This window comes from Variovorax sp. 01T432 (genome assembly GCF_056398605.1).
The window spans coordinates 1-23,373 of record NZ_JBFTPS010000042.1 but is presented as its reverse complement, the minus strand read 5'-3'; the positions used below and the strand labels follow the sequence as shown (position 1 = coordinate 23,373).

General features: G+C 62.4%; 31 protein-coding genes and 1 pseudogene. 22 read left to right on the top strand and 10 right to left on the bottom strand.

Going from position 1 to position 23,373, the window contains the following annotated elements:
• Positions 1 to 14: 14 nt before the first annotated feature.
• Both AC1DNF_RS25780 and AC1DNF_RS25775 read right to left on the bottom strand, forming a co-directional pair.
• Positions 15 to 743, bottom strand: coding sequence for an enoyl-CoA hydratase/isomerase family protein (locus tag AC1DNF_RS25780; protein ID WP_478151492.1), 729 nt, complete (start codon positions 741 to 743; stop codon positions 15 to 17).
• On the bottom strand, positions 740 to 1,987 hold the full coding sequence (locus tag AC1DNF_RS25775) for a CaiB/BaiF CoA transferase family protein (protein ID WP_478151491.1): 1,248 nt from the start codon (positions 1,985 to 1,987) through the stop codon (positions 740 to 742). Before AC1DNF_RS25775 ends, AC1DNF_RS25780 begins: the two co-directional genes overlap by 4 nt.
• A gap of 66 nt (positions 1,988 to 2,053) precedes the next feature.
• Here AC1DNF_RS25775 and betC point away from each other — a divergent pair, with 66 nt between their 5' ends.
• The 9 genes from betC to AC1DNF_RS25730 all read left to right on the top strand — a co-directional run bounded on the left by betC (position 2,054) and on the right by AC1DNF_RS25730 (position 10,798).
• A complete protein-coding gene (gene betC / locus AC1DNF_RS25770; RefSeq protein ID WP_478151490.1) occupies positions 2,054 to 3,577 on the top strand; it encodes a choline-sulfatase in 1,524 nt (507 codons plus the stop codon).
• Between the two features lie 27 nt (positions 3,578 to 3,604).
• A complete protein-coding gene (locus tag AC1DNF_RS25765) occupies positions 3,605 to 5,101 on the top strand; it encodes an aldehyde dehydrogenase family protein (protein ID WP_478151489.1) in 1,497 nt (498 codons plus the stop codon).
• Positions 5,102 to 5,134: 33 nt separating this feature from the next.
• Positions 5,135 to 6,013, top strand: a complete 879-nt coding sequence (gene mmsB, locus AC1DNF_RS25760) for a 3-hydroxyisobutyrate dehydrogenase (protein WP_478151488.1) — start codon at positions 5,135 to 5,137, stop codon at positions 6,011 to 6,013.
• Positions 6,014 to 6,058: 45 nt separating this feature from the next.
• Positions 6,059 to 7,027 (top strand): Bug family tripartite tricarboxylate transporter substrate binding protein, encoded by a 969-nt coding sequence (locus tag AC1DNF_RS25755; protein WP_478151487.1) that lies wholly within the window; start codon positions 6,059 to 6,061, stop codon positions 7,025 to 7,027.
• A 6-nt stretch (positions 7,028 to 7,033) separates the two neighbouring features.
• A complete protein-coding gene (locus AC1DNF_RS25750) occupies positions 7,034 to 7,786 on the top strand; it encodes a hypothetical protein (RefSeq protein WP_478151486.1) in 753 nt (250 codons plus the stop codon).
• An 83-nt stretch (positions 7,787 to 7,869) separates the two neighbouring features.
• Positions 7,870 to 8,508: a GntR family transcriptional regulator gene (locus AC1DNF_RS25745; RefSeq protein ID WP_478151485.1), complete on the top strand. Its 639-nt coding sequence runs from the start codon at positions 7,870 to 7,872 to the stop codon at positions 8,506 to 8,508.
• Positions 8,509 to 9,145: 637 nt separating this feature from the next.
• Positions 9,146 to 9,430, top strand: a complete 285-nt coding sequence (locus AC1DNF_RS25740) for a hypothetical protein (RefSeq protein ID WP_478151484.1) — start codon at positions 9,146 to 9,148, stop codon at positions 9,428 to 9,430.
• A 514-nt stretch (positions 9,431 to 9,944) separates the two neighbouring features.
• Complete coding sequence (locus tag AC1DNF_RS25735) at positions 9,945 to 10,136, top strand: hypothetical protein (protein ID WP_478151483.1); 192 nt, start codon at positions 9,945 to 9,947, stop codon at positions 10,134 to 10,136.
• A 131-nt stretch (positions 10,137 to 10,267) separates the two neighbouring features.
• On the top strand, positions 10,268 to 10,798 hold the full coding sequence (locus AC1DNF_RS25730; RefSeq protein ID WP_478151482.1) for an OmpH/Skp family outer membrane protein: 531 nt from the start codon (positions 10,268 to 10,270) through the stop codon (positions 10,796 to 10,798).
• Positions 10,799 to 10,810: 12 nt separating this feature from the next.
• On the opposite strand, the gene AC1DNF_RS25725 is transcribed toward AC1DNF_RS25730, so the two are convergent.
• Complete coding sequence (locus tag AC1DNF_RS25725) at positions 10,811 to 11,023, bottom strand: hypothetical protein (RefSeq protein WP_478151481.1); 213 nt, start codon at positions 11,021 to 11,023, stop codon at positions 10,811 to 10,813.
• A 470-nt stretch (positions 11,024 to 11,493) separates the two neighbouring features.
• Here AC1DNF_RS25725 and AC1DNF_RS25720 point away from each other — a divergent pair, with 470 nt between their 5' ends.
• From AC1DNF_RS25720 to AC1DNF_RS25710, 3 genes are all read left to right on the top strand, one after another.
• Positions 11,494 to 11,829 carry a hypothetical protein gene (locus tag AC1DNF_RS25720; protein WP_478151480.1) on the top strand — a complete coding sequence of 112 codons (336 nt, stop codon included), beginning with the start codon at positions 11,494 to 11,496 and terminating at the stop codon, positions 11,827 to 11,829.
• A 403-nt stretch (positions 11,830 to 12,232) separates the two neighbouring features.
• Positions 12,233 to 12,568, top strand: a complete 336-nt coding sequence (locus AC1DNF_RS25715) for a PRC-barrel domain-containing protein (RefSeq protein ID WP_478151479.1) — start codon at positions 12,233 to 12,235, stop codon at positions 12,566 to 12,568.
• 127 nt (positions 12,569 to 12,695) lie between these two features.
• Positions 12,696 to 12,878 carry a hypothetical protein gene (locus AC1DNF_RS25710; protein ID WP_478151478.1) on the top strand — a complete coding sequence of 61 codons (183 nt, stop codon included), beginning with the start codon at positions 12,696 to 12,698 and terminating at the stop codon, positions 12,876 to 12,878.
• A gap of 91 nt (positions 12,879 to 12,969) precedes the next feature.
• Here AC1DNF_RS25710 and AC1DNF_RS25705 read toward each other — a convergent pair whose 3' ends face one another.
• Complete coding sequence (locus tag AC1DNF_RS25705; protein ID WP_478151477.1) at positions 12,970 to 13,182, bottom strand: hypothetical protein; 213 nt, start codon at positions 13,180 to 13,182, stop codon at positions 12,970 to 12,972.
• Between the two features lie 397 nt (positions 13,183 to 13,579).
• On the opposite strand from AC1DNF_RS25705, the gene AC1DNF_RS25700 reads away from it, so the two are divergent.
• The 4 genes from AC1DNF_RS25700 to AC1DNF_RS25685 all read left to right on the top strand — a co-directional run bounded on the left by AC1DNF_RS25700 (position 13,580) and on the right by AC1DNF_RS25685 (position 15,776).
• The gene (locus tag AC1DNF_RS25700; RefSeq protein WP_478151476.1) at positions 13,580 to 13,891 is read left to right on the top strand and encodes a hypothetical protein; all 312 of its coding nucleotides are present in this window, start codon (positions 13,580 to 13,582) and stop codon (positions 13,889 to 13,891) included.
• A gap of 11 nt (positions 13,892 to 13,902) precedes the next feature.
• Positions 13,903 to 14,142 (top strand): hypothetical protein, encoded by a 240-nt coding sequence (locus tag AC1DNF_RS25695; protein WP_478151475.1) that lies wholly within the window; start codon positions 13,903 to 13,905, stop codon positions 14,140 to 14,142.
• 85 nt (positions 14,143 to 14,227) lie between these two features.
• On the top strand, positions 14,228 to 15,373 hold the full coding sequence (locus AC1DNF_RS25690) for a glycosyltransferase family 4 protein (RefSeq protein WP_478151474.1): 1,146 nt from the start codon (positions 14,228 to 14,230) through the stop codon (positions 15,371 to 15,373).
• Positions 15,374 to 15,449: 76 nt separating this feature from the next.
• Positions 15,450 to 15,776 carry a hypothetical protein gene (locus AC1DNF_RS25685; protein WP_478151473.1) on the top strand — a complete coding sequence of 109 codons (327 nt, stop codon included), beginning with the start codon at positions 15,450 to 15,452 and terminating at the stop codon, positions 15,774 to 15,776.
• 66 nt (positions 15,777 to 15,842) lie between these two features.
• On the opposite strand, the gene AC1DNF_RS25680 is transcribed toward AC1DNF_RS25685, so the two are convergent.
• From AC1DNF_RS25680 to AC1DNF_RS25655, 6 genes and pseudogenes are all read right to left on the bottom strand, one after another.
• Positions 15,843 to 16,490 (bottom strand): hypothetical protein, encoded by a 648-nt coding sequence (locus tag AC1DNF_RS25680; RefSeq protein WP_478151472.1) that lies wholly within the window; start codon positions 16,488 to 16,490, stop codon positions 15,843 to 15,845.
• A 34-nt stretch (positions 16,491 to 16,524) separates the two neighbouring features.
• On the bottom strand, positions 16,525 to 16,605 hold the full coding sequence (locus AC1DNF_RS25675; RefSeq protein ID WP_478151525.1) for a hypothetical protein: 81 nt from the start codon (positions 16,603 to 16,605) through the stop codon (positions 16,525 to 16,527).
• 466 nt (positions 16,606 to 17,071) lie between these two features.
• Entirely contained in the window at positions 17,072 to 17,374 is a 303-nt protein-coding gene (locus AC1DNF_RS25670) for a hypothetical protein (protein WP_478151471.1), read from the bottom strand.
• Between the two features lie 308 nt (positions 17,375 to 17,682).
• Positions 17,683 to 18,438, bottom strand: a pseudogene (locus AC1DNF_RS25665) (enoyl-CoA hydratase/isomerase family protein); the annotation flags it as partial.
• 258 nt (positions 18,439 to 18,696) lie between these two features.
• Positions 18,697 to 18,885 carry a DUF3606 domain-containing protein gene (locus tag AC1DNF_RS25660; RefSeq protein WP_478151470.1) on the bottom strand — a complete coding sequence of 63 codons (189 nt, stop codon included), beginning with the start codon at positions 18,883 to 18,885 and terminating at the stop codon, positions 18,697 to 18,699.
• Positions 18,886 to 19,015: 130 nt separating this feature from the next.
• Positions 19,016 to 19,174 (bottom strand): DUF3309 family protein, encoded by a 159-nt coding sequence (locus AC1DNF_RS25655; RefSeq protein WP_478151469.1) that lies wholly within the window; start codon positions 19,172 to 19,174, stop codon positions 19,016 to 19,018.
• 278 nt (positions 19,175 to 19,452) lie between these two features.
• Here AC1DNF_RS25655 and AC1DNF_RS25650 point away from each other — a divergent pair, with 278 nt between their 5' ends.
• The 6 genes from AC1DNF_RS25650 (at position 19,453) to AC1DNF_RS25625 (ending at position 22,982) form a co-directional block, all read left to right on the top strand.
• Positions 19,453 to 19,767 (top strand): BON domain-containing protein, encoded by a 315-nt coding sequence (locus tag AC1DNF_RS25650; protein WP_478151468.1) that lies wholly within the window; start codon positions 19,453 to 19,455, stop codon positions 19,765 to 19,767.
• A 56-nt stretch (positions 19,768 to 19,823) separates the two neighbouring features.
• A complete protein-coding gene (locus AC1DNF_RS25645; protein WP_478151467.1) occupies positions 19,824 to 20,054 on the top strand; it encodes a CsbD family protein in 231 nt (76 codons plus the stop codon).
• Positions 20,055 to 20,073: 19 nt separating this feature from the next.
• The gene (locus AC1DNF_RS25640) at positions 20,074 to 20,478 is read left to right on the top strand and encodes a site-specific integrase (protein ID WP_478151466.1); all 405 of its coding nucleotides are present in this window, start codon (positions 20,074 to 20,076) and stop codon (positions 20,476 to 20,478) included.
• Between the two features lie 180 nt (positions 20,479 to 20,658).
• Entirely contained in the window at positions 20,659 to 21,063 is a 405-nt protein-coding gene (locus AC1DNF_RS25635) for a hypothetical protein (RefSeq protein WP_478151465.1), read from the top strand.
• Between the two features lie 658 nt (positions 21,064 to 21,721).
• Positions 21,722 to 22,345: a hypothetical protein gene (locus AC1DNF_RS25630; RefSeq protein ID WP_478151464.1), complete on the top strand. Its 624-nt coding sequence runs from the start codon at positions 21,722 to 21,724 to the stop codon at positions 22,343 to 22,345.
• Positions 22,338 to 22,982: an RES family NAD+ phosphorylase gene (locus AC1DNF_RS25625; RefSeq protein ID WP_478151463.1), complete on the top strand. Its 645-nt coding sequence runs from the start codon at positions 22,338 to 22,340 to the stop codon at positions 22,980 to 22,982. The genes AC1DNF_RS25630 and AC1DNF_RS25625 overlap by 8 nt, the downstream gene beginning before the upstream one ends.
• The last annotated feature ends 391 nt before the right edge of the window (positions 22,983 to 23,373 follow it).

The window sequence follows — 23,373 nt, the reverse complement described above, 5'->3', positions numbered from 1 at the left end:
TGGGCTCTCGCCGATCACTTCAGATTGGCAAGGCGCTGGACAGTGGCCGGCGAACCCAATGAGTCTTCATAGGCGGCGCGCCCTGCAACTTCAGACCATGTGCCGAGCGCCAAGGCGTCGATGTGCTGCTTCATGGAATTCACCGCCTCGGGTTCGCACTGCAGGATGGCATCCACATAGGCCTGAACGTGAGTCTTGAGCGCGTCGGGCGCCACCAGATCGGTGAGATACCCGATGCGCAACAGCTCTTCCGCGCTCAGCGATTGCGTGGTCAGGAAGATCTTCTTCGTGGCTGTGGGGCCGATGCGGGTGACGAAACGCCGCAAACCGCCGGGGTAGTAGTGCAAGCCGAACTTAGCCGCTGGCATGAAGATGCGGCTGCCCTGAACCCCGATTCGGAAATCGCAGCACATGGCCAGATCCGTGCCGCCGCCATAGGCGCTTCCGTTCATGGCGCAGATCGTGGGCACCTTTGATTGTTCGAGGTGGTCCAGCATATTTTCGAAGCTGCGGTCGAGCCGAGAACTGATCTGCGTCAGCGTGTAGCCGGAGCAGAAGGTCTTCTCGCCTTCTCCGGTGATGACAAGGACGGCCACCTCTGGAGACTTGTCGATCTCCTCCAGATGGCGCAACACCACCTGCGGGTCATCCGGATCGATGCGATTGTGTTCGCCGGGACGGCGCAGTGTGATGGTTGCCACGCTGCCTTCGATCTGCAATGCCGGCCTGCCGGAGGTCATCATGTCGAAACCCTTCCGACGTCTTGTGCAATGGCGCCTTCGGCGGCGAGGGCGTCGATGTCGACGTTGCTGTAGCCATACTCGCGCAACACCTCGAAGGTGTGTTGGCCTAGAAGCGGCGGCGCCCTGCGGATGGACGCACCGTTCATCGCCTCCAGCTTGATCGGAGATCCCACCTGGCGCAGCCTGCCCAGCTCCGGATGCTCGACCACTTCGACGAGGCCGCTGTGCAGCACCTGCTCGTCGGCGAACACGTCCGCCAGATTGTTGATCGGACCCGCGGGAATGTCCGCACCGAGGAGGAGGCGGGACCATGCGTCCCGCGTGTTGGCCTTGAGCTTCTCCTCGATGAGGATCTTCAACTCGTTGCGATGCTCGATCCTCGCTGCATTGCTGGCGAACCGCGGATCGTCCACCAGCGCGTCGAGATCCAGCAAGGTGCAGAGCTTGCGCCACATGTCGGTGGTCGCAGGTGCGATGTTCAACGGACCGTCGGCAGTCTGGAACACGCCATAGGGCGAGATAACCGGATGCGTATTGCCGGCAAGCATTGGCACTTCGCCGAGACTCAGGTACCGCTGCCCCTGCACGCTGAGCAGACCGACCAGCCCTGCCAGCAGCGACGTCTCCACGCGCTGGCCCTTGCCCGTGCGCTGGCGTTCGTTGAGCGCAGCGAGCACGCCCATCGCGCACCACATGCCAGCGGTCTGGTCACCGATGGCGACGCCCACGCGCATGGGGCCGGACTCTTCCGAACCGGTGACGCTCATCAGGCCCGAATAGCCCTGCGCAATCTGGTCGAAGCCGGGGCGCTGACCCGCCGGACCGGTGCGGCCAAAGCCGGTGATGCTCGCGTAGATCAGCCCCGCATTCGCTTCGGTCAAGCTCTCATAGGCGAGCCCCATGGACTCCATGGCACCGGGACGGAAATTCTCAGCGACCACATCGGACTGCCTTGCAAGTTGTCCCAACAGTTCTAGCGCGCGCGGATCGCGGAAGTTGAGCGCCACACCCCGCTTGTTGCGATTGCCGCTGAGGTAATAGGCGCTCGTGCCGCGGTCGAAAGGGCCCCAGTTGCGGATCATGTCGCCGCCGATGGGCTCGACCTTGATGACGTCCGCGCCGAGGTCCGCAAGGATCATTGTGCAGAAGGGGCCGGCCAGTGCGCGCGTCAGGTCGAGCACCCGAACGCCGGCCAGTGGAAGCTCTGAATGTGCCATGGTTGTCTCCAAAAAATACTTGTGCATCAACGCTTCAGACTATATATTGCATACAACGGTTATGCAATATCGGACCAACCAACGGAGACATCGATGAAGAAACCCAACATTCTTTTGATCATGGCGGACCAGCTCTCGGCGCCGGTTCTGCCGTTCCACGGCAACCCGGCGGTGAAGACGCCACACCTGCAAGCGCTGGCCGAACAGTCGGCCGTGTTCGAAAACGCGTACTGCAACTTCCCGTTGTGCGCGCCGGCGCGTTTTTCGTTGCTGGCCGGCCAGTTCGCAACCAAGATCGGCGCCTTCGATAACGCGTGCGAGTTCGAGGCGTCGACGCCCACACTCCCCTACTACCTCGGCCGCGAGGGCTACAAGACCATCCTCAGCGGCAAGATGCACTTCGTGGGCCCGGACCAGAAGCATGGCTTCCAGGAGCGCCTCACCACCGACATCTACCCGGCTGACTTCGGCTGGTCGGCGGACTGGAAGGAGGGAGAGTTCAGCTTCTATTCGCCGGGCCACAACCTGAGCACCGTCGACGAGAGCGGCGAGTGCTTTCGCAGCCTGCAACTGGACTACGACGAAGAGGTCGAGACCAAGTCGATCCAGCGTCTGTACGACCTGGCTCGCGACGACGAGCAGCCCTTCTTCATGTGTGTGTCATACACCCACCCGCACCCGCCCTTTCACATCCTGCCGGAGTACCTGGCCCGCTACGACCGTGCCGAGATTAACCTGCCCAACGTGCGCGACATTCCCATGGAAGAGCGCGACATGCTGAGCCAATGGATCCAGTACTCCCACGGCCTGGACAAGCAGACGGCCACCGACGAGCAGATCCTGCGCGCGCGGCACGCCTACTACGCGATGGTCAGCTACATCGACGACAAGGTCGGCAACCTACTGAAGACCCTCGAGCGCACGGGCTTCGACAAGAACACCATCGTCGTCTTCACCTCGGACCACGGCGACATGCTGGGCGAGCGAGGCATGTGGTTCAAGCGCGTGTTCTTCGATTGGTCGGCCAAGGTGCCGCTGCTGTTCAAACCGCCCGGCGCGACCGCGCCGCGCCGAATCTCGGAGCCCGCGTCGCATGTCGACCTGCTTCCGACCTTGATGGCCTTCGCGACCGGCAAGGAATCTTCAGAATGGGTGGAGGCGATCGACGGCCGCTCGCTCAAGCCCGTCATCGAAGGCGCGGCCGAACACGGCGACGCCGCCGCTTTCGTGGAATACACGGCGGAGGGAGTGACCGGCCCGTGCTGCATGCTGCGCAAGGGGCACTACAAATACGTCTACACGCACGGCTACCCCGACCAGCTCTATGACCTCAAAGCCGATCCCGACGAACTTCGTAACGTGGCGGGAAAGCTCCCCGACGTCCTGGCCGCGCTGAAGGCCGAGGTGCAGTCGCGCTGGGATGCGGACGACATCAAATCGCGCGTGCTGAACAGCCAGGCGCGCCGCAAGTTCATCAAGGACCTGCCCGATGCGATCCAGCCGGTATGGGACTATCAAGCCAGCGTCGACGACACCAAGCGCTATGTTCGGCGCGGCAGCGCGCGGATCATCAAGGTGAAGAAGCGCTGGCCCGTGGTCGCCGACATCAAGAGCTGAGCGCTCGCCACATCGGAGACACATACCATGGAACACACCATCGAACGCGAAGTCGATCCCGTGCGTCTCGCGCGCACACTCAGCGGCGTCAACCTCATCAACGGCAAGCTCGTGCCGGCGCACTCCGGAAAGACACTTCCCGTGATCAATCCGGCCACCGGCAGCACGATCGGTTCGGCGCCGGCGAGCGATGCGAGCGATATCGCCAGCGCCGTCGAGGCCGCCCACGCAGCTCAGCCCGCGTGGGCCGCGATGGCCGCGCGCAAACGCGGCAACCTCGTTGCGGAGTGCGCGCGCCTGCTGAGCGAACACGTCGAGGAACTTGGACGTCTCGTTGCGCTGGAAGCCGGCAAGGCACTCAGGACGGAGAGTCGCGTGGAGGCCTCCGTCGTAGCCGACTCGCTGCAGTTTTACGGCGGACTCGGGTCGGAACTGAAGGGCGAGTCCGTTCCTTTCAGCCCCGACATGCTCACGGTGACCACGCGTGAGCCTGTCGGGGTCGTCGGCGTGATCATTCCGTGGAACGCGCCCATGATGCTGATGGCGCTGAAGATTGCGCCGGCGCTGGTCGCGGGCAACAGCGTGGTCGTGAAGTCTGCCGAGGAAGCGCCGCTGGCCGTACTGCGCGTGTGCCAGATCCTCAACCAGTTGCTGCCGCCGGGCGTGCTCAACATCGTCTCGGGCTTCGGGCCCGATTGCGGCGCGCCGCTCGTCGCGCACCCCAAAGTGCGAAAGATCACTTTCACCGGGTCGGTCGAGACCGGAAAGATCGTTGCCAAGGCCGCGGGGGAAAAACTCATTCCCGTGACTCTGGAGCTAGGTGGCAAGAGCCCGATGATCGTCATGGGTGACGCCGACATCGAAAAGGCGGTGGCGGGCGCCGTGGCCGGAATGCGCTTCACGCGACAGGGCCAGAGCTGCACGGCCGCCAGCCGCATCTTCGTACACCACAGCGTGCACGACGCCTTCGTCGAAAAGGTCAAGGCGAAGGTAGACGCGATGAAGATGGGAGACCCACTTGACGAGACGACCGACATCGGCACCATCATTTCCAAAGACCAGTACGACAAAGTCAGGTCGTACATCGAGGTGGGCCGCAGCACGCCAGGCGCGACGTGCCACGAGTGCTCGGCACTGCCGACGAACGCCGACCTGAAGGACGGTCTCTTCGTGCGCCCCGTGATCTTCACCGGCCTGGACAACCAGAGCCGCCTGGCGCGTGAAGAGATCTTCGGCCCCGTCACATGCGTCATCAAGTTCTCGGACTACGAGGAGGCGTTGGCACAGGCCAACGACAGCGACTACGGCCTCGCTGCCACGATCTGGACGCGCGACCTCAAAACCGCGCTGGACGCCAGCCGCAGGCTGGAAGCGGGCTTCGTGCAGATCAACCAGAACATTGTCGTGCAGCCGGGCCTGTCCTATGGCGGCATAAAGCAGTCGGGCCTGGGCCGCGAAGCGTCGCTCGAAGCCATGCTGGACCACTTCACGCACAAGAAGACCGTGATCTTCAGCCTCACCTGAAGCGCCACCCCACGAACTGAAAGGAGACAAACCATGTCAGTGATCGGATTCATCGGACTGGGCAACATGGGCATGCCCATGGCCGTGAACCTGCGCAGCGCGGGCCACGAGGTTAAATGCTTCGACATGAGCCAGGCCGTCTTGCGCCAGGCGGCGGAGCACGGCATGAAGCCGCAGCAGAGCGTGGACGCGACCATCGAAGCTGCGGACTTCGTCGTGTCGATGTTGCCAAGCGGCAAGCACGTGCTTGAGGTGATGGTGAACGAAGGCATCGCCTATCCGCGCAACTGCGTGGCGATCGACTGCTCGACCATCGACATCGCCTCGTGCGCTGGCTTTCACAAGGCGCTGGCGGAGCGCAGCGTGCTCTCGCTCGACGCCCCGGTGTCGGGCGGCGTGGGCGGTGCCGCCGCCGGTACGCTGACCTTCATGGTCGGCGGCTCGGACGACGCCTTCGCCAGGGGCCTGCCCGTGCTGCGCGCGATGGGAAAGAACATCATCCATGCGGGCAAGGCGGGGGCGGGGCAGGCTGCGAAGATCTGCAACAACATGATCACGGGCATCTCGATGGTGGCGGTGTCGGAGGCGTTGAACCTGGCGCGCAACCTCGGACTCGACATGCAGAAGTTCTTCGACATCGCATCGACCTCATCGGGCCAGTGCTGGGCGTTGACGAGCTATTCGCCCGAGCGCGGACTCGTGCCCACATCGCCGTCGAACCGCGACTACGAAGGCGGCTTTGCCTCCGAGCTGATGCTGAAGGATCTGCGCCTGGCCGAGCAAGCCGCGATGGCCTCCAACTCGCCGGCGCTGCTCTGTGCGGCCGCAGCCTCGCTTTATGCGATCCATTGCCACGGAGGCCAAGGGCGGCTCGACTTCTCTTCCGTCATCCAGATGATGAGGAAACGCTAGCCGATCCTTGCGCTTCAGGACATTCAAAAATGATGGAGACAAATGATGAAGAGCGTACTGACTGCGATGTTCAGGTTTCTGGTGCTCCTCGGAGCCCTGCATGGCTCGGCTGCATTCGCGGGCCCGCCGGTCGGCAAGATCATCGTGGGTTACCCGCCGGGCCAGTCCGTCGACAGCGTCGGCCGACTGCTCGCCGAGCGGCTCGGAAAGATGACAAACCGCACATGGATCGTCGAGAACATGCCGGGCCAATCGGGCAGCATCGCACTGGCGGCCGTGACCAAGCTGCCGGCGGACGGCAGCGTGCTCACGCTGTCGGCCTCGGCGGCGCTGGCGGGCAACCCGTTCCTTTTCACGAACGTGCGCTATGACCCCATCAAGGACTTCGAACCCATCGGCCTGATCTACGAAGCACCGCTGCTGCTGCTGGTCAACAGCGCGTTGCCCGTCAAGTCCCTGCCGGAGTTGCTGGACTATCTGCGCGCGAACCCCGGGAAGCTCAGCTTCTCGTCGCCCGGCAATGGCTCGGTCTCGCACCTGGCCATGGCGGAGCTGTTGCGGCGCAGTGGCACAAAGATGGAACACATTCCCTATCAAGGCGCCTCGAGATCGCTGTCGGATCTGGCCGGCGGCCAGGTGCAGGTGTCGTTCGACACGATTGCGCCCGCGCTGCCCCTGATCACGGCCGGAAAGATCCGCGCCATCGCGATCAGTTCGAAGGAACGCTCCACGCTGCTGCCGGATGTGCCCACCGTTTCGGAAGGCGGCATCGACGGCTTCGACCTCGTTCCATGGGTCGGTCTTCTCGCTCCCGCGGGAACGCCAAAGGACGAGGTCGACAAGCTCAGCGCCGACCTCGCGAAGATCGTTCGCTCCGAGGATTTCTCGAAGCAGATCGTCATGCTCGGTGGCCGACCGCGCACGTCGTCGGCGAGTGAGTTCAAGAGCTTCCTTCAGGCCGAAGTGAACCGCTGGTCAGACGTGATCAAGCGCTCCGGCGCGAAGCTGGAGTAACGCGCGATGCTGATCGGCACTTCGGAACGCGCGCGGATGTCGCGACACGCGCGCGCCCTTCCCGGCGGGTTTTCATTCCATCGCAGCGAATGGATGGACGGCGGAAAGGATCCGTTGTGGTCTCCGACCGTCTTCCTCGTGGAACAGTCGCCTGACTCGGTATTGGCCTCGCACTTCCACACGCAGAACCAGTTCCAGGTGGTGATGGCTGGCTCGGGCAAGCTCGGCGCGCATCACGTGCGGCATGGCTCGGTCCACTACGCCGGAGCGTACACCGGCTATGGTCCTGTCGTAGCGGGCCCGCAAGGCCTGAGCTACTTCACGATCCGCGCGGTGTACGAGATCGGCGCGAACTTCATCGACAGCGCGCGGGACAAGATGATTCGCGGCCCCAAGCGTCATATGCAAAGTCCACCGCTCGAGGCCTTGCCGGTTGACGTTCTCGGGCGGCTTGCGGAGCCCCGACTGACTCACCTCATTTCTCCGCAGCCTGATCATCTGGAGGCTTGCGTGTGGTACCTGCCTTCAGACTCACACATCGAGGCGCCGGTGCCCGCACCCTCAGGCCAGTTCCAGTTCGTCATCTCCGGAAGCATGCGCCATGAAGGCAGGTGGCTTACCGGTTGGGAGAGCCGTCATGTGGCGGCCGCAGAGCCGGGCGGCCTGATCGAAGCCGGGCCGCGGGGCCTGCAGGTGCTGCTGCTTCAGATGCCCGCGAAAGCGCCCGAATACCTGAAGGAGCGCACGGCCAGATGCTGAAGTCGACGACAGACCCCTGGGGTATAACCTCGGGCATGAATGAGCCAAGGCCCCAACCTCGTGCAAAGCGAGAAACGCCGACCTTGTCGGCCGAGCAAGTCTGCGACCGGATTCGAAGTTCGATCCTGGCCGGCGAACTCAAGCCTGGAGAAAAATTGACCGAACAGGATCTGGCGGCGGAATACCTCGTGAGCCGCACGCCCATCAGGGAAGCCATTCGCCAACTGGAGGTGGAGCGGCTTGTTTCCCGCACACGCTTCGTCGGCGTCACCGTCGCCCAGCTCAAGCCGTCGGAGATCATCGAACTGCTCGACATCCGGGAGGTTCTGGAAGGACTCGTGGCGCGGCGCGCGGCCAAGGAGATTAAGCCGGAACAACGAGCCCGCCTGCGAAAGATCCTGGAGCGCATGGCCAAGGCCGAAGAGGCCCACGATGTGTCGAAGTACCTGGATGCCGCGCTCGAATTCCGAAGGACGCTGGCCGAGTGCTCTCGCAGCGAGACGCTCATCCAATACGTGATGGCGATCGAGAATCGCCTCCGTCTCATGGGCAACCGCACCGCCCTGATACCCGGGCGTATGGCGGCTGCGATCGTTGAACACAAGAAGCTCATGAAGGCAATCGAGGCTGGCGACCCGGAGGCCGCCGAGCGGCTTAACAGGGAACGCATTCAGCACATTCGTACTGACGTTGAGCGGTCGTTTTCTTTCGCAATTCTCTGAGTCGCATCGCTGATTCACGGTGATCTTCGCGAGTTCGAACTCCGTGCGGAGTCTTGGTGGCATAGCTTAGACACTCGAATGCGAGGTGCCCCCAAGACCATGGAAGTCCGGTCGGAGCCGTCAATGACGGCAACTGCTTCTGCTCCGACGGCGCTCACTCCGCTATGATGGAATTGCTAACTGCGCTCCTCGCTCGGCAACGTGCGCGGGCGGCGCAGTTGAAGGTCAATCTCTTCAACACATGGCATGAAAAATTGGATTGTGCGATCTTGCGCCTGCTCCAGTCCCGGCGGCGCACGTCGGATAACGCGTCTCGTGGGCTATTGAAGATCCTCCCGACCATCGTGCCGTTGTGGGCCGAGGCCGCGGAGCACTTGCCCGAGGGCGGAGACCCCGCTGCCGGGCCATATCGATCTTCATGAGGCTGCGCGGGAGCGTCGGAGTGCGCCACCCGGCGATCGATCCGACTGCCCCTCCGCGCAGCAGCGGATCGGCAGATCAGCGCAGAGCGGAATGCTCTCCACCTGATCCGTCCGGGCGCTCGATACATGTCGCCGGCGTGTAGTACTTCCTTGGTACTGCCGATGCTCGACGCGACAATTTGTCGACCGAAACATATCGAGTCCGGAACAAGAATATGACCACACGCGACCTGGCCCTCACAGTCCTTGAACTTGAAGACGGACAGTTCTACTGGGTCGTCATGGAAGCTGTCGACGCCGAATCCGAGGAATGCCTGAGCTACCAGCCCGTTGACTCCGCAACAACGGCCGCATTCGATTATTCACAAGCGTTGATCGCCGGAGCGGCGGCGGTGCGGGTACTCCAAGGCCTGGCCCCTTTCGGAAAACCCGTCGTTGCGGCGGGCATCGGTGACGTCTCGGATGTTGGAGAGCGCGACTATGCCCCTTCCGCCTCCTGAATCGTCGGGCGGCTGGCTGCGGCGCGTTTTTCGATATCGCGCCCTCGCACTTGCAGCTCGCGCGATATCTTCATCAGAGCGTCTGCCGCCCCTGGCTTGCGCAGCCGTAACGCCTCAATCGCTTCTTCGCAGGCCAAAGAAAGCGCCCTCCAGTGGGTGAAGGCGGCGACATTTCACATGTGCCGATTGCCATTAGTCACCTTCGGCAGCGCCCGTTATGTGCAAAGCAAATCGCCTTTCACGCGCGCACCGCCGAAGCCCCCATGCCTAGAGGGCGCATCTCCGCGGGCGCATGCGCGAGCGCCTTGTCGTATGGGGGTAGGGAATTGCGCAGATAGCGACCTAAGGATGCACCTCGCCATCAGCGCAGAGGGGCGAGCACGCGCCGTGTGGACATACACCGCCACTCCTTACCTCCCGCGGGAGGCGAAATCCCTAAATCCCTCACACTTCCGCCGTCGCAGTCGCTAATCGAGTGCATCCTTTAGTAGTACTCGTAACTACACTGGCCTGCATGAACGACGATTACCAAACCAACCTGGGCTGGTGGACCGAAAAGCCCGTTCGCACAAGCCAATGGTTCCCAGACCAAAGGCGAAGCGCAAGGGCCTCCGAAGCCGCGTCTCATGTGTGGCTCAACTCCATCCTGGTCGTGGCAGTGATGTTCGCCTTCGCCTGGTCCCTCAAGTCGTTGGCGGGGTGGTGAGCATGCGGCGCGAGACAGATCGTCGATCGATGGCCGTAGCAGTGGTCCTCTGGCTGCTGGGCAGCGGCCTTGCCGGTGCGCAGCAGCAGTCAAGCGGGCATGTCTTTTCTTGCAAGGACGCCCGCGGACACATGCTGACCTCCGACCGTCCCATTCCCGATTGCGTCGACCGCGAACAGCGTGAACTGCGCTCCACTGGAGGGGTCTTGCGGACGCTCGGCCCGACCTACTCCGAAGCCGAGGCCGCAGCACGTGAGGCTCATGAACGGCAAGAGAGCTTGAACGCCGCAGAGCGCCTGAACGAGCGGCGCAGGGAACTCGCCTTGCGAATGCGTTACCCCACTGAGAGCACCCTCGAGCACGAACGAGATGAAGCCTTGGCGCAGGCCGATGCGATCACGCGCATCGCCAAAGCGCGGACTGCCGAGTTGATCGAGGAACGCAAGAAGATCGACGACGAGTTGGAGTTCTATCAGAGGGACATCGCGCGGGCGCCTGACGCAGTTCGCCGAAGACTCGAAGACAACATGCGAAGCCTCCGGGCGCAGGTCCGCCTGATGCGGGCCCAGTCGGAAGAGAGAAAGCAGCTGAACGCCCGCTTCGACGAAGAGCGCACCAGGCTTGTGCCCTATTGGCACGGCACCACGCTGTCGGCGCGCTGAGCTCGCCTCCGTCTATCTGGTCGATTGCCTCCAGTCGGGGACTTTCCGGAGCATCTTGCCCTTGCGGACGAGGTAAACAGCCAACACGGCGGAAACGCCCCGAAGAACGACATAGTCGTCACCATCGTGGGTTTCCATTGAAAACGACGTGGGCATAGGGGCGCCGGGCTTCGTCGTGTACGTATACGAGGTGACCGCCTCCTGCATCAGCTGGAAGTCGTTCATATCGCCCTCCAAAGGAAGGCGTCGTGACTGCCTGCGCTTGGGGCGCAATGCCCTACGTCCTTCGAGTTCCATGGCCGCAAACCTGTCCGGCGAGCTTCGTTGAGCTTTGCCTAACGTTGGTATATGCCTCCAGCCCTTCTCGTCTAGTCGGTCATGGTGCTGGATCGCCATGGGCCGAACGCCTACAGGCCGGTCTTCCGAGCGGAGCGCATCGGCATTGACGCCGACTATCCCACCCTCGAAAAGTCCCGTTCGGAATGTACCTACGAGCGCTCCACGGCACGTCCTACGCCGGGCATGAGTCGCTCGACATTTGCTAGCGATGTCGGAACTCAGATCCGACTCAACGGCAAGGAGAAATCACCATGAAGAAGCTTCTATTGTCGGTCGCCGTCGCCTCTTGCTGCTTGGCTGCGGGCCAAGCGCTCGGGCAGACAAACCCGACCCCTGCGCCTCCTGCGACGCCCACCATGTCCGACGCAGACTACAAGGCCACAAGCGAGAAGGTCGCGGCCGACTACAAGGCCGACAAGGCGCGTTGCGACGCCATGAAGGGGAACGCCAAGGACGTCTGTGTCGAGGAAGCCAAGGGCAAGGAAAAGATTGCCAAGGCCGAGCTTGAACAGAAACGCAGGCCCAGCGATGCCAATGCGCGCAATGTGCGTGAAGCCAAGGTCGAGGCCGCCTACAACGTCGCGAAGGAGAGATGCGACGACCAGAAGGACGATGCAAAGAAGGCTTGCGTGGCGCAGGCCAAGGCCGACGAGGAGCGAGGCAAGGCCGACATCAAGGCAATGAAGCAATGAATGGGAGGCGCCCAGGCCTAAGGCTTGGGCGTCGTTGAGACCGCTCCTGCAGTGCGAGTGTGACTCTTTCTCTCCGTCCATCACATTCAGTGCGCTGCGGATCTGGTTGCCTGTTTGTCGAGCAGGGAGGCTCAGCTTGCGGATGCTTTATAGACTAGCGCCGCCTGAACTCTGAGCGCGACCACGGGCTGGGAGCGATGCAGCCGCGCGCATCCCATCCCGCGGAGGTGCTCCGGATCGATATCGAGACCAGGGCTTCAGCTCTGGTGTCCGCACCTACATGAAGTGGGCGATGTGGCTGATGCTCGGGTGTGCGGCTTCGTGGGATGCCGAACTTTGCTGGGCTTTGCACTCTTGGCCGCACCCACCCAGCGACGCCGGCGGTTTTACGAGGAGTATTTAAATGGCAACTTCCGATGTCATTTCTTCCGATCGCGTCGAAGGAAGCAAGGTCTACAACGCTGCTGGCGACAAGCTCGGAACCATCGATGACCTGATGATCGATAAGCTCTCTGGCCAAGTTCGCTATGCCGTTTTGGAGTTTGGCGGCTTTCTGGGAATGGGCACTGAGCGATATCCCATCCCGTGGAGGATGTTGAAGTACGACATCTCCCAGGACGGGTACGTTGTTCCTCTGGACAAGACGCAGCTCGAGACTGCGCCGCGGTACGCCAATGACAACGTCCCGGACTTCGACCCCAACTATCGAGCAAACGTCGATAAGTTCTACGGCTTCTGAGCTTGCCGAATGCGAGCAAGACAACTGCGGGGCAGCGCTCTGTCCCGAACCAAGTCCCAAGACGACGTCCGGCGGGCCGTGATGCGATCAAGGATCGCGCGCGTCAGCACATGAAAGGAAGATCGCGATGAAAAGCCAGAATGACGAAAAGCACGATGATGACGAGCGCGCAGCCGTCAAGCGCAACATGGAGAAGGCCACTGAAAAGGAACCCAGTGAATTCCGCGACGAGGCCAACGAAAAGAAGCGCGTGGAAATCGGAAAGGATTTGACCCGGACACCCATCCGTGGGATCGACCCGAAGGCATGAGGATGGGCCGACGGCAGGCCGGTCTGACCTTAAACCCGCCGCCCAGCGTACGGGCACTGGATACTTCTCCCAGTCCTGGTTGCGGGTCCTTTCAATCTGGCGTCGTGCCCCACTCTTCGCGTGCAACCTCGGCAGGATCACGCGGGCCGTGGGTGGCGTAGAGTTCAAGCGCAAGATCAGCGGTCTCGTCCAAGTCGGCGCAACCCTCCGCAAGCCGTTGCCACTCGACGACGAACCCGCGTTGCCACTCCTGGGTAGAGCGCGCGACGGACTTGCGCGCCAGCTGTTCTGTTTGCCGGTTCATGGTGTTTCCTCCTTCAACTAGCGCTGCTCCAGTCTTAAGCAAGGCGGCGTCAACCTGACACTCTCTGGCAGCGCCTACGCGCCCGAGTAGACGCTGAAATCGGACCTCAAACAATCGGCCAAAAGCTCTGTCATCGGTACTTTTTCTAGCAGTTGTGAAGTCTTAGCTCTGACGGCTGTGAGCTTTCATCAATTTTTCCGCGAGGGGCACCGGACGCTCGGGACGAGCTCAACACCGGGCGTTTCCGGTAACATTGTTTGAGGGGTCTGCCCGATGATGGGCCCATTCCTGAGCGTTGGCGGGGTCGCCTGGGGGGCTTTCCCCTCTTGAAACTCGGCCGGCGGCGCCTTATCTCGAAGTCGCTTCTGTTTGGTCATCGAGAAATGGAGGATCTGTCATGGCCATGGACATGCTCAGACAGCTCGCCGGCACGCGGCTGCCCGCCACATTCCGTACCGCCGCCGAGATCGACCAGGTCAAGCTCCTGCGGGCTGCCGGTCTGGTGATCGCCCTTACACCCGCCCCAACGGACCCCCTGACGCTCTCGGGCAAAGCCGACGCAGCCCAGGTGCTCGCGATTACCGCGAAAGGACGTGAAGAGCTCGCCCGATGGACCCTTCCAGGTAAGGTGCCTGCGATGCGGCTCACCTCGGCGTCCTGGTGGAAAGCCAAACTGGACTCCGTCAGCGATCGGCCTCGTGGCAACTGAAGGACAGGATCATGCAAGCAGACTGTTCAGACGCTTTCGAATATCGAGGTGTTTCCATCTCGATCAAGGTCGACCGCGCGGTCGACCGGGTGTTCGGTCACGCCGACCTCTTCGCCGACAAGCAGTTCAAGGCACGGCTTTCACTCGGAAGCGGGCGCAGCGCGCCGTCGGAAATGCGCAACAGATTGCGATGCTTGGCCAAGGCGAAGGTCGATGCATGGGCGGCCGTCAGCGCCGCCGTGATTCAATGAAGGCGCGCCGGCGCTGAAGTCCACATCGGGAGAGCAGCAACACGGACCTGCCATAGCCATTGACACGACCCCTGCCTTCCCCGCCATGAAAGTGCTGTTCATAGGAAACTACGTCGCGGACGATCAGACCAGCATGCAGGCATTCACGCGGGTCCTCGAACGCGAGCTTCCGCGTCTCGGTTGCGAACTGCGTGTCGTCATCCCGCCGCAACGCGTGCTTCGAGTTGCGCGCACATCCCGCTGGTGGAAATGGCTGGGCTATGTCGACAAGTTCATCCTCTTCACCCCATCGTTGGCAGCGCATGTGCGCTGGGCCGATGTGGTGCATATTGGCGATCACTCGAACAGCATGTACGTGCGCTGGGTACGAGACAAGCCCAACGTCATTACCTGCCATGATGTCATTGCCGTACAGGCGTCACTGGGCATGATCGAGGGCTGGCATGTCGGTTGGACGGGCAGGCTCTTTCAGCGCCTGATCTCACGAGGCCTGGGCCGCGCCGACCTGGTGGCTTGCGCATCCCACCTGACCCAGCGCGCCCTCCTCGCCCTCGGCCTTGCCGAGGAAGGCAAGGTCGATACCGTGCTCAATGGGCTGAATGACGATTTCTCGCCTGTTGCCCTGCGGGAGGCCGAGCCCCTCCTTCGCCGTTTTGGCCTGACGCCTGCAGACAAGTACCTGATCCACGTAGGGGGTGACCTGCCACGCAAGAATCGCCGCATGGTCGTGGAAGCTTTCGCCGCACTGCATCGACGTGCGGTCGAGACCGGCACACCCGCGGTGGTCCAGAAAGTTCTCTTCGTCGGGCCCCAGCTCGCCCCTGATCTGGCAGAGATCGCAGTTCGGCACGGCCTGGCGGACCGGGTGACCACCGTTCAGAAGATCTCCCACGAGGAGCTGCGCGCTCTTTATTCGTGCGCCACCGCCTTGCTCTTCCCCTCCCTGCACGAAGGCTTCGGCTGGCCTGTCATCGAGGCGCAAGCCTGCGGTTGCCCGGTCTTCACGTCAGACCTCGCGCCCATGAACGAGATCGGCGGCGATGGTGCGGTCTACATCGACCCGACCGACCCTGCGGCGATTGCAGCAGAGATCGAGGAGGCTGCGCCCCGCTTCGGCGAACTGCGCAGGCACGGGCTTTCCAACGCGTTGCAGTACGCATCCACGACGATGGCCTCGGGCTATGTGGCCGCCTACCATCATGTGCTCGAGGCGCGCAAGACCGGCCGGTGAATGGGGGGCGCTCGCGTCCCGGTTTTCAGCGACAGCATGGCCACACCCAGAGTGCGTCGCTTACGACGATTCCGCCTTGAGCACTGCCGCGATTCCTACAGCGGTGCGCACGCTCCCACCTAGATTGGTCGATGCGCGGAGCAATGGTGCCTTCGCGCTTTTTTCCAGCAAGGGGAAAGTCGAGATGTCTAGCAACAACCCGGAAGGGCACAACCAGCACATCCAGGGCACGGGTTCGGGCTCAAGCTCGGGAAGCCGAGGCGGATCCCACGAGCAACGGGGCAAGCCTGCCGAAAGCAACAAGGAGAACACGGGCAGGGGCGACAGCAGCGGGTCCGGCGCGCGCGGCGGCTCCGACGAGCAGCACGTCAAGGCCGGCCAGCAAAGTCACAGGAACAGCTGAAGGTGCGTTGCGGTGCACTGCCGTCGATGACCGGAATGGCCCGCTCACAGTTGGCCATTCCGGCGGTCAGATGGGCTCATCGCTATCGCCTGCGAGCAGGAGCTGCGGCACCTGGCTGAATTGCCATGCGCCAGAAGCGTCATCGCGCTCGAAAACCCAGACCACGTCGAATCGATCGTCCGGCCATCGTTGGGGGGTGCGCTCGTCGCCGCCCATCATGGCGTTGGCGAGATCGCAGAGGGCCTTGTGCTCCCAAGCAACGAGCACCACCCCGCCGACGAACTCGTCGATTGCAGTCGCCAGCTCAGCCTCCTGCCCCTTGAGAAAGTGCGTCGAGACGGCCAGGCCAAGGTACTCGGCAAGCGGCTGGAGGGTGTGGGCAGATCGAACGCTTGTCTCGGTGGGAGTAGTGCCGGGCGCGACCAGGAACTCCGGCCTTTCGATTCCGCGCCGTGGCGCGCCGAATGATGACGCGAAGAAAGACACCAAGGCCCCAGCTCGCTGCCATCCTCTGACGCTGAGTTCATCGGGATTCGAAACACCATTCAAGGTCACGCCTTGGACCGCTCCGTCGGGGGTCGGCTTCTCTGCGTGTCGAATCGCCATCACTCTCAAACGCGGCAAAGTGCTCTCCCTGGACGAGGAACGCAACCCATGTTGTTGGGGGGTGAGCTTCTTAGGATAGCTTGGGCCGTCTTTCTTGGGCAAAAGCATCGAGGGGCCAATGGTGGCTGCAGCCGTGATGAACTCAGTGCGGCTGTAAGACGATGATGGCCATGCCCGCGATAGCGACCAACGCCCCAGCTGCATCCCAGGCAGTCGGACGCACGCTGTCTACGGTCCAGCGCCATACGATCGCACCGATGTAACGGCGCCGTACGTCGCATACACGCGCCCGAATACAAGGTCGTGCAGCGAAATCGTGGCAGGTAACCGCTCGACTACCAACGACGTTGCTGAATGCTGCGGTGAGGCCGGGATTTGATCAGGGGGAAGTATCTGCTGGACCGCTGCGGGGTAGCGCGGTGAGGTACCGCAGTCGGTCAGCTATGCCAAAGGCGTCCACCCCGAGGGATTCCCTGTACCGGTATCGCTGATGGTCGTGCGAGGCCCATGCACGCCGTCCCTCAACGCACGCAAGGCAGCGATACCGTCGCGAAGGGCCGCGTCGTAGTTATCTCGCACTACTTGCCCTGTGCCGAGCACCTCAAATCGCTCGATGCTGCCTTTGGATTCCAAAAGAACCCAGCAAAAGCACCCAGGATCGGGCTCGTCGATCAACAACGCGATCGACCTCAGAAAGTCCTGCATAGATGATTCCAACTGGCAGAGCGCGAAAAATACGAGGTTACGCCGCGAGGCACCGCGTTGCAACGGGCGGACAGCATTTCAATGTCCCCAACCTCATGGGCCACGCCCGACGCACAGATGGGCATCCCTTGGGAGAATGCTTGGCGCTCTTCAATCCAATGGGTATCGGGACCGAAAATGCGATTTCCCATTTCAGCGGCGATGGCCAGCCTTTCGCGATGATCTGGTGTATTGGGATGCCAATATCCGAGAATGGTCAGATCGACGTTCTCCACTTGGTCGGCCAAACGAAGCCTGATCTCAATCAGTGCGCTGGGTGACTTACGAGAAGGGATTCGGCCGCTGCTCCTAGACGGAACCGTCAGCTGCGAGACCCATGCGACTGCTGGCGAAATCCGACGCAAATATACGAAAGGTCGATAGGACAATGGTGTGAGTGTTTGTATCGTTGGCATGACTCACCGTCTCATCTCCGTTCGCCGACGCCTTGTTCAGGCATAGGCGCCCGGTCCCCTCGGGACCTCGCTGGAAATTTCTCGAAGAGCGGAAGAGGGCTTCGGCGACTTGAGCCGTTGGAGCTTTGCCGCGCGGCTGTTCAGCGTCCCTGGAGCCGGGGATGACGTTTCTCGAAGAAGGCCATCAGCCCTTCCTCCGCATCCTCCGTTTCGGCGAAGGCGTTGAAGGCGGCAGCCTCGCGCGCCAGGGCACCGCGAAGGCTGCCCTCGACCCCGCGATAGATGGATTGCTTGCACAAGTTGATTGCGACAGGCGGCCCCTCGGCGATCCGCCTGGCCAGTTCCAGGCTCCTCGCGGGGATCAATTCCTCCGGCGCCACCACGCGGCTCACCAAGCCCAGGCGAAGAGCCTCATCGGCATCGACGGCGTCGCCCGTGAACGCCAGTTAGCAGGCTTTGGCCAGACCCACGACGCGAGGAAGCAGGCAGGTACCGCCGGTGTCGGGGGGCAGCCCGAGCTTGACATGGACCTGTTGGAAGCGAGCGGTCGTGGAAGCGATTCGGATGTCCGCGGCCAGCGCGAGGTTCATGCCCGCGCCGGCCGCAACGCCATTGACGGCGGCGATCACCGGCTTGCACGCCTCGAAGATCGCAAGCAGTGCGGCGTCGCGCGTCGACTGCGTCCTCTCCGTCAAGGCGCGGCGACCGGCGCCCTGGGCCTCGATGATTTCCTTGATGTCGCCGCCCGCGCAAAAGGCCGCCCCCGCGCCCGTGATCACGATCGCGCGCACCTTCGCGTCGGCTTCCACGCGATGCATCGCTCCCCGTATCTCTTCCCTGAGCTTGCGGCCGATCGCATTCAGGCGCGTCGGGCGGTTGAAGGTGAGGACGGCGACATGGCCCTGGCGCTCACAGCCCTAACAAAAGGCCCTCCGTCGACTTTCATCCGCACGAAGGGCCTTCGCAGTCCCGGAGTCCTCGATGGGTTTGCCGAGACCGTGCAACCACTATGGGTGCAGGCGGCACCGTTCTGTATCGGCCGTCTGCCGAAAGGGTCCTCAGCGGAGCACTGAGCATCGTGCGCGCGTTCTCCTACTCCCGGTCAGTCATAAGGGGGAACTCCGAGGCGGCCTGTGACCGCGCGCCCGCCGACGCTACTTCTTGGGAGGCAAACCTAGATGATCTCGCACCGCTGTCGCACTGACGCCGACCGCGGCGACGGCAGCTCGAAGCTGCTCTTCGGTGACGCCTAGAGCTCTCGTCCAGTAGCGGACCTCGTGGTCCTCGTTCACATTGATGCGGGCGCGGTCCTGTGGGCCGCGATTAGTCTTGTCGTCAGGCACGTTGATCTCCTTTGGGTGGGACGCCATGGTCCCGATGTAGGCCTGCCATGGCGGATGACGGCGCGGCTGGAGGCAGGACAGGACGCTCACTCACGTCGAATTCGTGCCGAAGTTCAGAGAGGACGGCCTGTCACAGTCGTCCCATCAACAACAGCACGACCAGGATGATCACGATCAGCCCCACACCACCAGCTGGTGCGTATCCCCAGCTACTGCTGTGCGGCCACGCGGGGAAGACGCCGATCAGTATCAAGATCAGAACGATCAACAAGATGGTGCCTAAGCTCATGGCGTTCTCCTAACAGTTGCAGCCAAGCCAAATCGGTTCCGTAGCCCTGATACCTCGGGTCATAGGAATCAGGTTCCAGGCAACATGGTTGTAGTGCTCGTCCCATCGGGGATGCTTGATGTGGATCAACATCACGAATGGCGGTCGATCTCATTATTTAGCCGTCGGTCAAACATGTTGTTGCGCGGCGGCATTGCCGATGCACAAATGTGCCGATGGCAAACCTCGATGCTCAAATGATTAAGGGGCCAGGTAGCAATTCTTAATGGAGATTCAGAATGTTCATTCGCACCATCATCGCCACCACGATCGCCACCGTGGCGTTGCTCACTGCGTCGGGCTGTGCGGTCACACGGGGGCAAGAGTCCGTGGGCGCTTATGTCGACGACGCAGCCATCACCACCTCGATCAAAGGTCGTTATGTCGAGAACAAGGCTGTCGATGCATCCAGCATCAAGGTCGAGACGCTCAACGGCACCGTCATGCTTTCCGGCTTCGCCAAGAACGCCGGCGAGAGGTCCACGGCCGAGACCATCGCGCGCGGCGTGAACGGCGTGAAGGCTGTCAAGAACGAGATTGCCGTGCGCCCTTGAGCCTTACACGCAGCGCGAGCTGGCAATTAATTAATTCAACAACGAAGGAGAGCCTTATGAACTGGGATCGAATTCAAGGCAACTGGAAGCAAGTCACCGGGAAAGCCAAGGAGCAATGGGGCAAGCTTACGGATGACGATCTAGACATTGTCGCCGGCCGCCGTGATCAGCTCGCCGGTAAGCTCCAGGAGCGCTATGGCATGGCCAAAGACGAAGCCGAGAAGCAGCTTGCCGTATGGGAACGCAAGGCGACGGATTCATGGTTCACCACGGACAAGCGTAGCTGAACGCGAGGGAGACCTCACGTTGACTTCCGGCTGGAGGGTGCAGCCAGAAGACGTCGAACCGGTGGTCGGGTCGGCGGCCGCGGCGATCGATGCCTGGCTCAAGGCGAGCGGCATTGCCTCGGGGCCGCTCTTCCGGCGCATCCTGAAGAACGGGAAACTGGGCGCCGACGGGCTCTCGGGGACAGCGGTTCGGGACCTCGTGAAGGCGCGCTGTGCGCTGGGGGAGGATTTCTCGGTGCACTCGCTACGGTCGGGGTTCGTCACGGAGGCCGGGAGACAGAACATGCCGCTGCAGGAGACGATGGCCATGACGGGGCATCGGAGCACGGATACCGTGGCGGGATACTTCCGCACTGGAGCCGCCCAGGTGAGTGCGGTGGCAAGGACGATGGACTCGGGCAAGGAGAAGTCCGACAAAGCTTGAGTGGCGCTATGTGCCCGGAGATGTCCGGTGTTCAACGCCGAAGCGGGCGGAGCCAGGCGTCGACAGAGGCGTTAGGCCGATAATCGAATCAGTCCATTTGTGCGCGCCATCGGGCCTCCCAGGGCCTAGGCCGGCAAGCAAGAGCCGTTCGGCGCGAACGCCCAACCGATGGTGACAAACATGAGCATTCCAGTCGAATTGCCAAACCTGGCGGAGGTCATGACGCGGTACCGCTTTGCCTACCTGCTGACGGCCAGCGCGCATGGCGCCCCGCATGCGGTCGCAGTGGTGCCGATGCTCGAAGGTAGCGTACTAGTGATTGACGGCATCGGCCGCCGCACCCGTGACAACCTGATCCAGCGGCCCGCCGTCGGGCTCATCTGGCCGCCGCGGGAAGAGTCCGATTACTCCCTGATCGTCGACGGGCAAGCGGCCCCGGACGGCGAAATGCTGCGGATCACGCCGAGCCGAGCGGTGCTGCATCGACCCGCGCGCCGACCCGACCCGATCGAACGGGGGCCCTGCGGATCGGATTGCGTAGAACTGAAGGTGCCAACCGTTGCTACAGACGTCGGCCTCCCCTGATCCCGGCGCCACCGCAGCGCCGTTCGCCGCGGGCACGGGCCATCGATGCAGCTCCAGCCTCGACGGCTCCAGCCTCGAACTCGGATAGTGGCCCTACCTGAACAACAACGCGGATTCGCTGCCGACTATGGGCGTCGCTATCGAGCGGGCCGGCGCATCTCCAGGCTGTTTGTGGAGTCCGCGGTCAACCAGCTGATCGACAAGCGCATGTCCAAGTCGCAGCAGATGCGATGGGAGCCAGAGAGTGCACACCTGCTGCTGCAGGTGCGAGTCCGCGTCGTCGACGGCCAGCTGCGTGATGACTTCGCGCGTTGGTACCCCGAGTTCCCGTCCAACGCCTGTGAGCGGCACCCTGTCGTGGGCTTCGCTCAACGAGCCCGTCAAGGGCGGTGACTGCCTCGGATGCGCCGAGGCGCTGGCCGCCCATGGCATGCCGCCAGCCCAACCGGACCCGCAGGGCGATTCCAGCGTCCTCCTCGATGGGCGCCGCATGTTTCTCCGAACGACGGCCGGCCTGCACTCAAACGTCCTCGTCACTGAGAGAGCAGCCAGACCCTCCCTGGGCGTCGCTGAGACCCTTTCACCCGCCAGCGGGCTGGCTTGCGCGTGAGAAACGTGAGGCGTAAAATCGGCTCATTAATCTCACAGAAAAACAGCCATGAGCCGGTCCGCCACCAAAGAGCCCAATGATGCCATTCGGGCGCTCCTGAACCGTATCGACGGCATGCGTGCGGCAAGCCGCCTCATCATCGACCAACTCGCCGAGACTCTTGCAGCAGCCAAGGAGCGCAAGCTCACCATGGAAGTGCGCGAGGTGATCAACGAACTCGAGCGCCAGTCGATGCAGGACCTGGTGGATCAGATCGAGCCCAGGCGCCCGTCGGCCATGCGCGTCGAGCTTGAGAAGCGCTCCATCGATGCCGTTCTGCAAGGAACCGAGTGGCATACGGCCGCCGAAATTGGCCGGCAACTCGATCCGAAGGCGGCCAATCTGCATGCAACGGTAAACCGCTGGCAGCACAGCGGAAGAATCTTCGGCGTCGACCATCGCGGAAGGAAGATCTACCCCTCCTACCTCTTCGATCCGACTTGGCAGCCCCTGCCGGCCGTGAAGAAGGTCTTGGAGATTCTGCACGGCTACTCACCTTTCAGGGTTGCGGCCTGGTTTGAGTCGACCAGCTCAGCGCTGAAGGGCAAGCGTCCACGTGAGGTGATCGCGCGCGACCCGGAAGCTGTCGTGGCCGCCGCAGAAGATCACGTGGTGGGTGCGGTGCATGGCTAGTCCAGCCGCACTGCTTCCGCCGCCACCCAAGCCGTTTCGCCTTCTCCCGCACCCAGCGGGAGTCTGGTATCGGGTCCATCCGGGCAAGTACGCGCCGGCCGCCTTCAATGCATCGGGACTCGGCAACGCGCGTTTCAGCCCCCTCGTCGATCCGGCCACGAACAAGACGATCCCAACGATCTATGCAGCCAGCGACAAGCGCGGCGCTATCTCAGAGGTCGTCCTGCACGACGTGCCCACGCCATCAGTCGGCTACCAGCACGATCTGGAGGCCGACTACCGTAACGATCTGCGCTTGAGCCGCATCGGTACGTCACCGTTGCACCTCGTCAACCTGACGACCTGGGGCCTCAAGGCAAGCGGCCTGACACCCTCCGCCCTCCTTGAAGGCGAGAAGGACGACTACCCCCGAACCCGCACGTGGGCGCTGTGGATCTGGCAGAACATGCCGGATGCCCAAGGCCTGCACTGGATGTCCAAGCGGGACAACCGCTGCGAGGTGATCGTGCTGTTCGGCAATCGCATCCATTCCAGCGAGGTCTGGGACGACAAGAGTTCGCAGCCACTGCAGGATCACGAGGATCTCGTGATCGACCTGCTTGATCAAATGGGTGCCGGCATCTATCCGTCTATCTGACAACGCCGCTCTGGACTCCATCCATTTATTGGGGGTGTGCGGTGCAGCAAATGTTCAGGGGGCGGGATGCGACGCTCGCCTACGTGCAAGAGAGCGAACCACTACCCGAGGATCGATCCCGGCATGGCCACGCTGTCGTTTTGCATAAGGAGATGTAATGGATGCCTCCCTCCCTACGGGGAAAGAAGAGCAGGAGCACGGAGATGAGTAGCGTGACTGTTCTGGGAGCTCCCCTTGCCGGGCGGGCAAGGTGGACCCCCGAATGGATACGGCATCGAAGTGCCCATGCGTGATAGACCGAGGTCTTCACAAACACCATCGGGGGTCCGAGATGAATCGTAGTGCAGCACAAGGTGCAGGACAAATCATCGGCTTGATCGACGGCCGGCAG

What these genes read in the sequence shown, in the direction of transcription:
- AC1DNF_RS25625 (WP_478151463.1), top strand. Translation starts at nt 22,338, where the DNA reads ATGGCTAGTCCAGCCGCACTGCTTCCGCCGCCACCCAAGCCGTTTCGC.
- AC1DNF_RS25705 (WP_478151477.1), bottom strand. Translation starts at nt 13,182, where the DNA reads ATGAACCGGCAAACAGAACAGCTGGCGCGCAAGTCCGTCGCGCGCTCT.
- mmsB (WP_478151488.1), top strand. Translation starts at nt 5,135, where the DNA reads ATGTCAGTGATCGGATTCATCGGACTGGGCAACATGGGCATGCCCATG.
- AC1DNF_RS25635 (WP_478151465.1), top strand. Translation starts at nt 20,659, where the DNA reads ATGAGCATTCCAGTCGAATTGCCAAACCTGGCGGAGGTCATGACGCGG.
- AC1DNF_RS25690 (WP_478151474.1), top strand. Translation starts at nt 14,228, where the DNA reads ATGAAAGTGCTGTTCATAGGAAACTACGTCGCGGACGATCAGACCAGC.
- AC1DNF_RS25710 (WP_478151478.1), top strand. Translation starts at nt 12,696, where the DNA reads ATGAAAAGCCAGAATGACGAAAAGCACGATGATGACGAGCGCGCAGCC.
- AC1DNF_RS25695 (WP_478151475.1), top strand. Translation starts at nt 13,903, where the DNA reads ATGCAAGCAGACTGTTCAGACGCTTTCGAATATCGAGGTGTTTCCATC.
- AC1DNF_RS25775 (WP_478151491.1), bottom strand. Translation starts at nt 1,987, where the DNA reads ATGCACAAGTATTTTTTGGAGACAACCATGGCACATTCAGAGCTTCCA.
- AC1DNF_RS25630 (WP_478151464.1), top strand. Translation starts at nt 21,722, where the DNA reads ATGAGCCGGTCCGCCACCAAAGAGCCCAATGATGCCATTCGGGCGCTC.
- AC1DNF_RS25750 (WP_478151486.1), top strand. Translation starts at nt 7,034, where the DNA reads ATGCTGATCGGCACTTCGGAACGCGCGCGGATGTCGCGACACGCGCGC.
- AC1DNF_RS25755 (WP_478151487.1), top strand. Translation starts at nt 6,059, where the DNA reads ATGAAGAGCGTACTGACTGCGATGTTCAGGTTTCTGGTGCTCCTCGGA.
- AC1DNF_RS25680 (WP_478151472.1), bottom strand. Translation starts at nt 16,490, where the DNA reads ATGCTTTTGCCCAAGAAAGACGGCCCAAGCTATCCTAAGAAGCTCACC.
- AC1DNF_RS25720 (WP_478151480.1), top strand. Translation starts at nt 11,494, where the DNA reads ATGTCCGACGCAGACTACAAGGCCACAAGCGAGAAGGTCGCGGCCGAC.
- AC1DNF_RS25650 (WP_478151468.1), top strand. Translation starts at nt 19,453, where the DNA reads ATGTTCATTCGCACCATCATCGCCACCACGATCGCCACCGTGGCGTTG.
- AC1DNF_RS25700 (WP_478151476.1), top strand. Translation starts at nt 13,580, where the DNA reads ATGGCCATGGACATGCTCAGACAGCTCGCCGGCACGCGGCTGCCCGCC.
- AC1DNF_RS25645 (WP_478151467.1), top strand. Translation starts at nt 19,824, where the DNA reads ATGAACTGGGATCGAATTCAAGGCAACTGGAAGCAAGTCACCGGGAAA.
- AC1DNF_RS25725 (WP_478151481.1), bottom strand. Translation starts at nt 11,023, where the DNA reads ATGAACGACTTCCAGCTGATGCAGGAGGCGGTCACCTCGTATACGTAC.
- AC1DNF_RS25730 (WP_478151482.1), top strand. Translation starts at nt 10,268, where the DNA reads ATGCTGACCTCCGACCGTCCCATTCCCGATTGCGTCGACCGCGAACAG.
- AC1DNF_RS25715 (WP_478151479.1), top strand. Translation starts at nt 12,233, where the DNA reads ATGGCAACTTCCGATGTCATTTCTTCCGATCGCGTCGAAGGAAGCAAG.
- AC1DNF_RS25740 (WP_478151484.1), top strand. Translation starts at nt 9,146, where the DNA reads ATGACCACACGCGACCTGGCCCTCACAGTCCTTGAACTTGAAGACGGA.
- AC1DNF_RS25765 (WP_478151489.1), top strand. Translation starts at nt 3,605, where the DNA reads ATGGAACACACCATCGAACGCGAAGTCGATCCCGTGCGTCTCGCGCGC.
- AC1DNF_RS25780 (WP_478151492.1), bottom strand. Translation starts at nt 743, where the DNA reads ATGATGACCTCCGGCAGGCCGGCATTGCAGATCGAAGGCAGCGTGGCA.
- betC (WP_478151490.1), top strand. Translation starts at nt 2,054, where the DNA reads ATGAAGAAACCCAACATTCTTTTGATCATGGCGGACCAGCTCTCGGCG.
- AC1DNF_RS25735 (WP_478151483.1), top strand. Translation starts at nt 9,945, where the DNA reads ATGAACGACGATTACCAAACCAACCTGGGCTGGTGGACCGAAAAGCCC.
- AC1DNF_RS25655 (WP_478151469.1), bottom strand. Translation starts at nt 19,174, where the DNA reads ATGAGCTTAGGCACCATCTTGTTGATCGTTCTGATCTTGATACTGATC.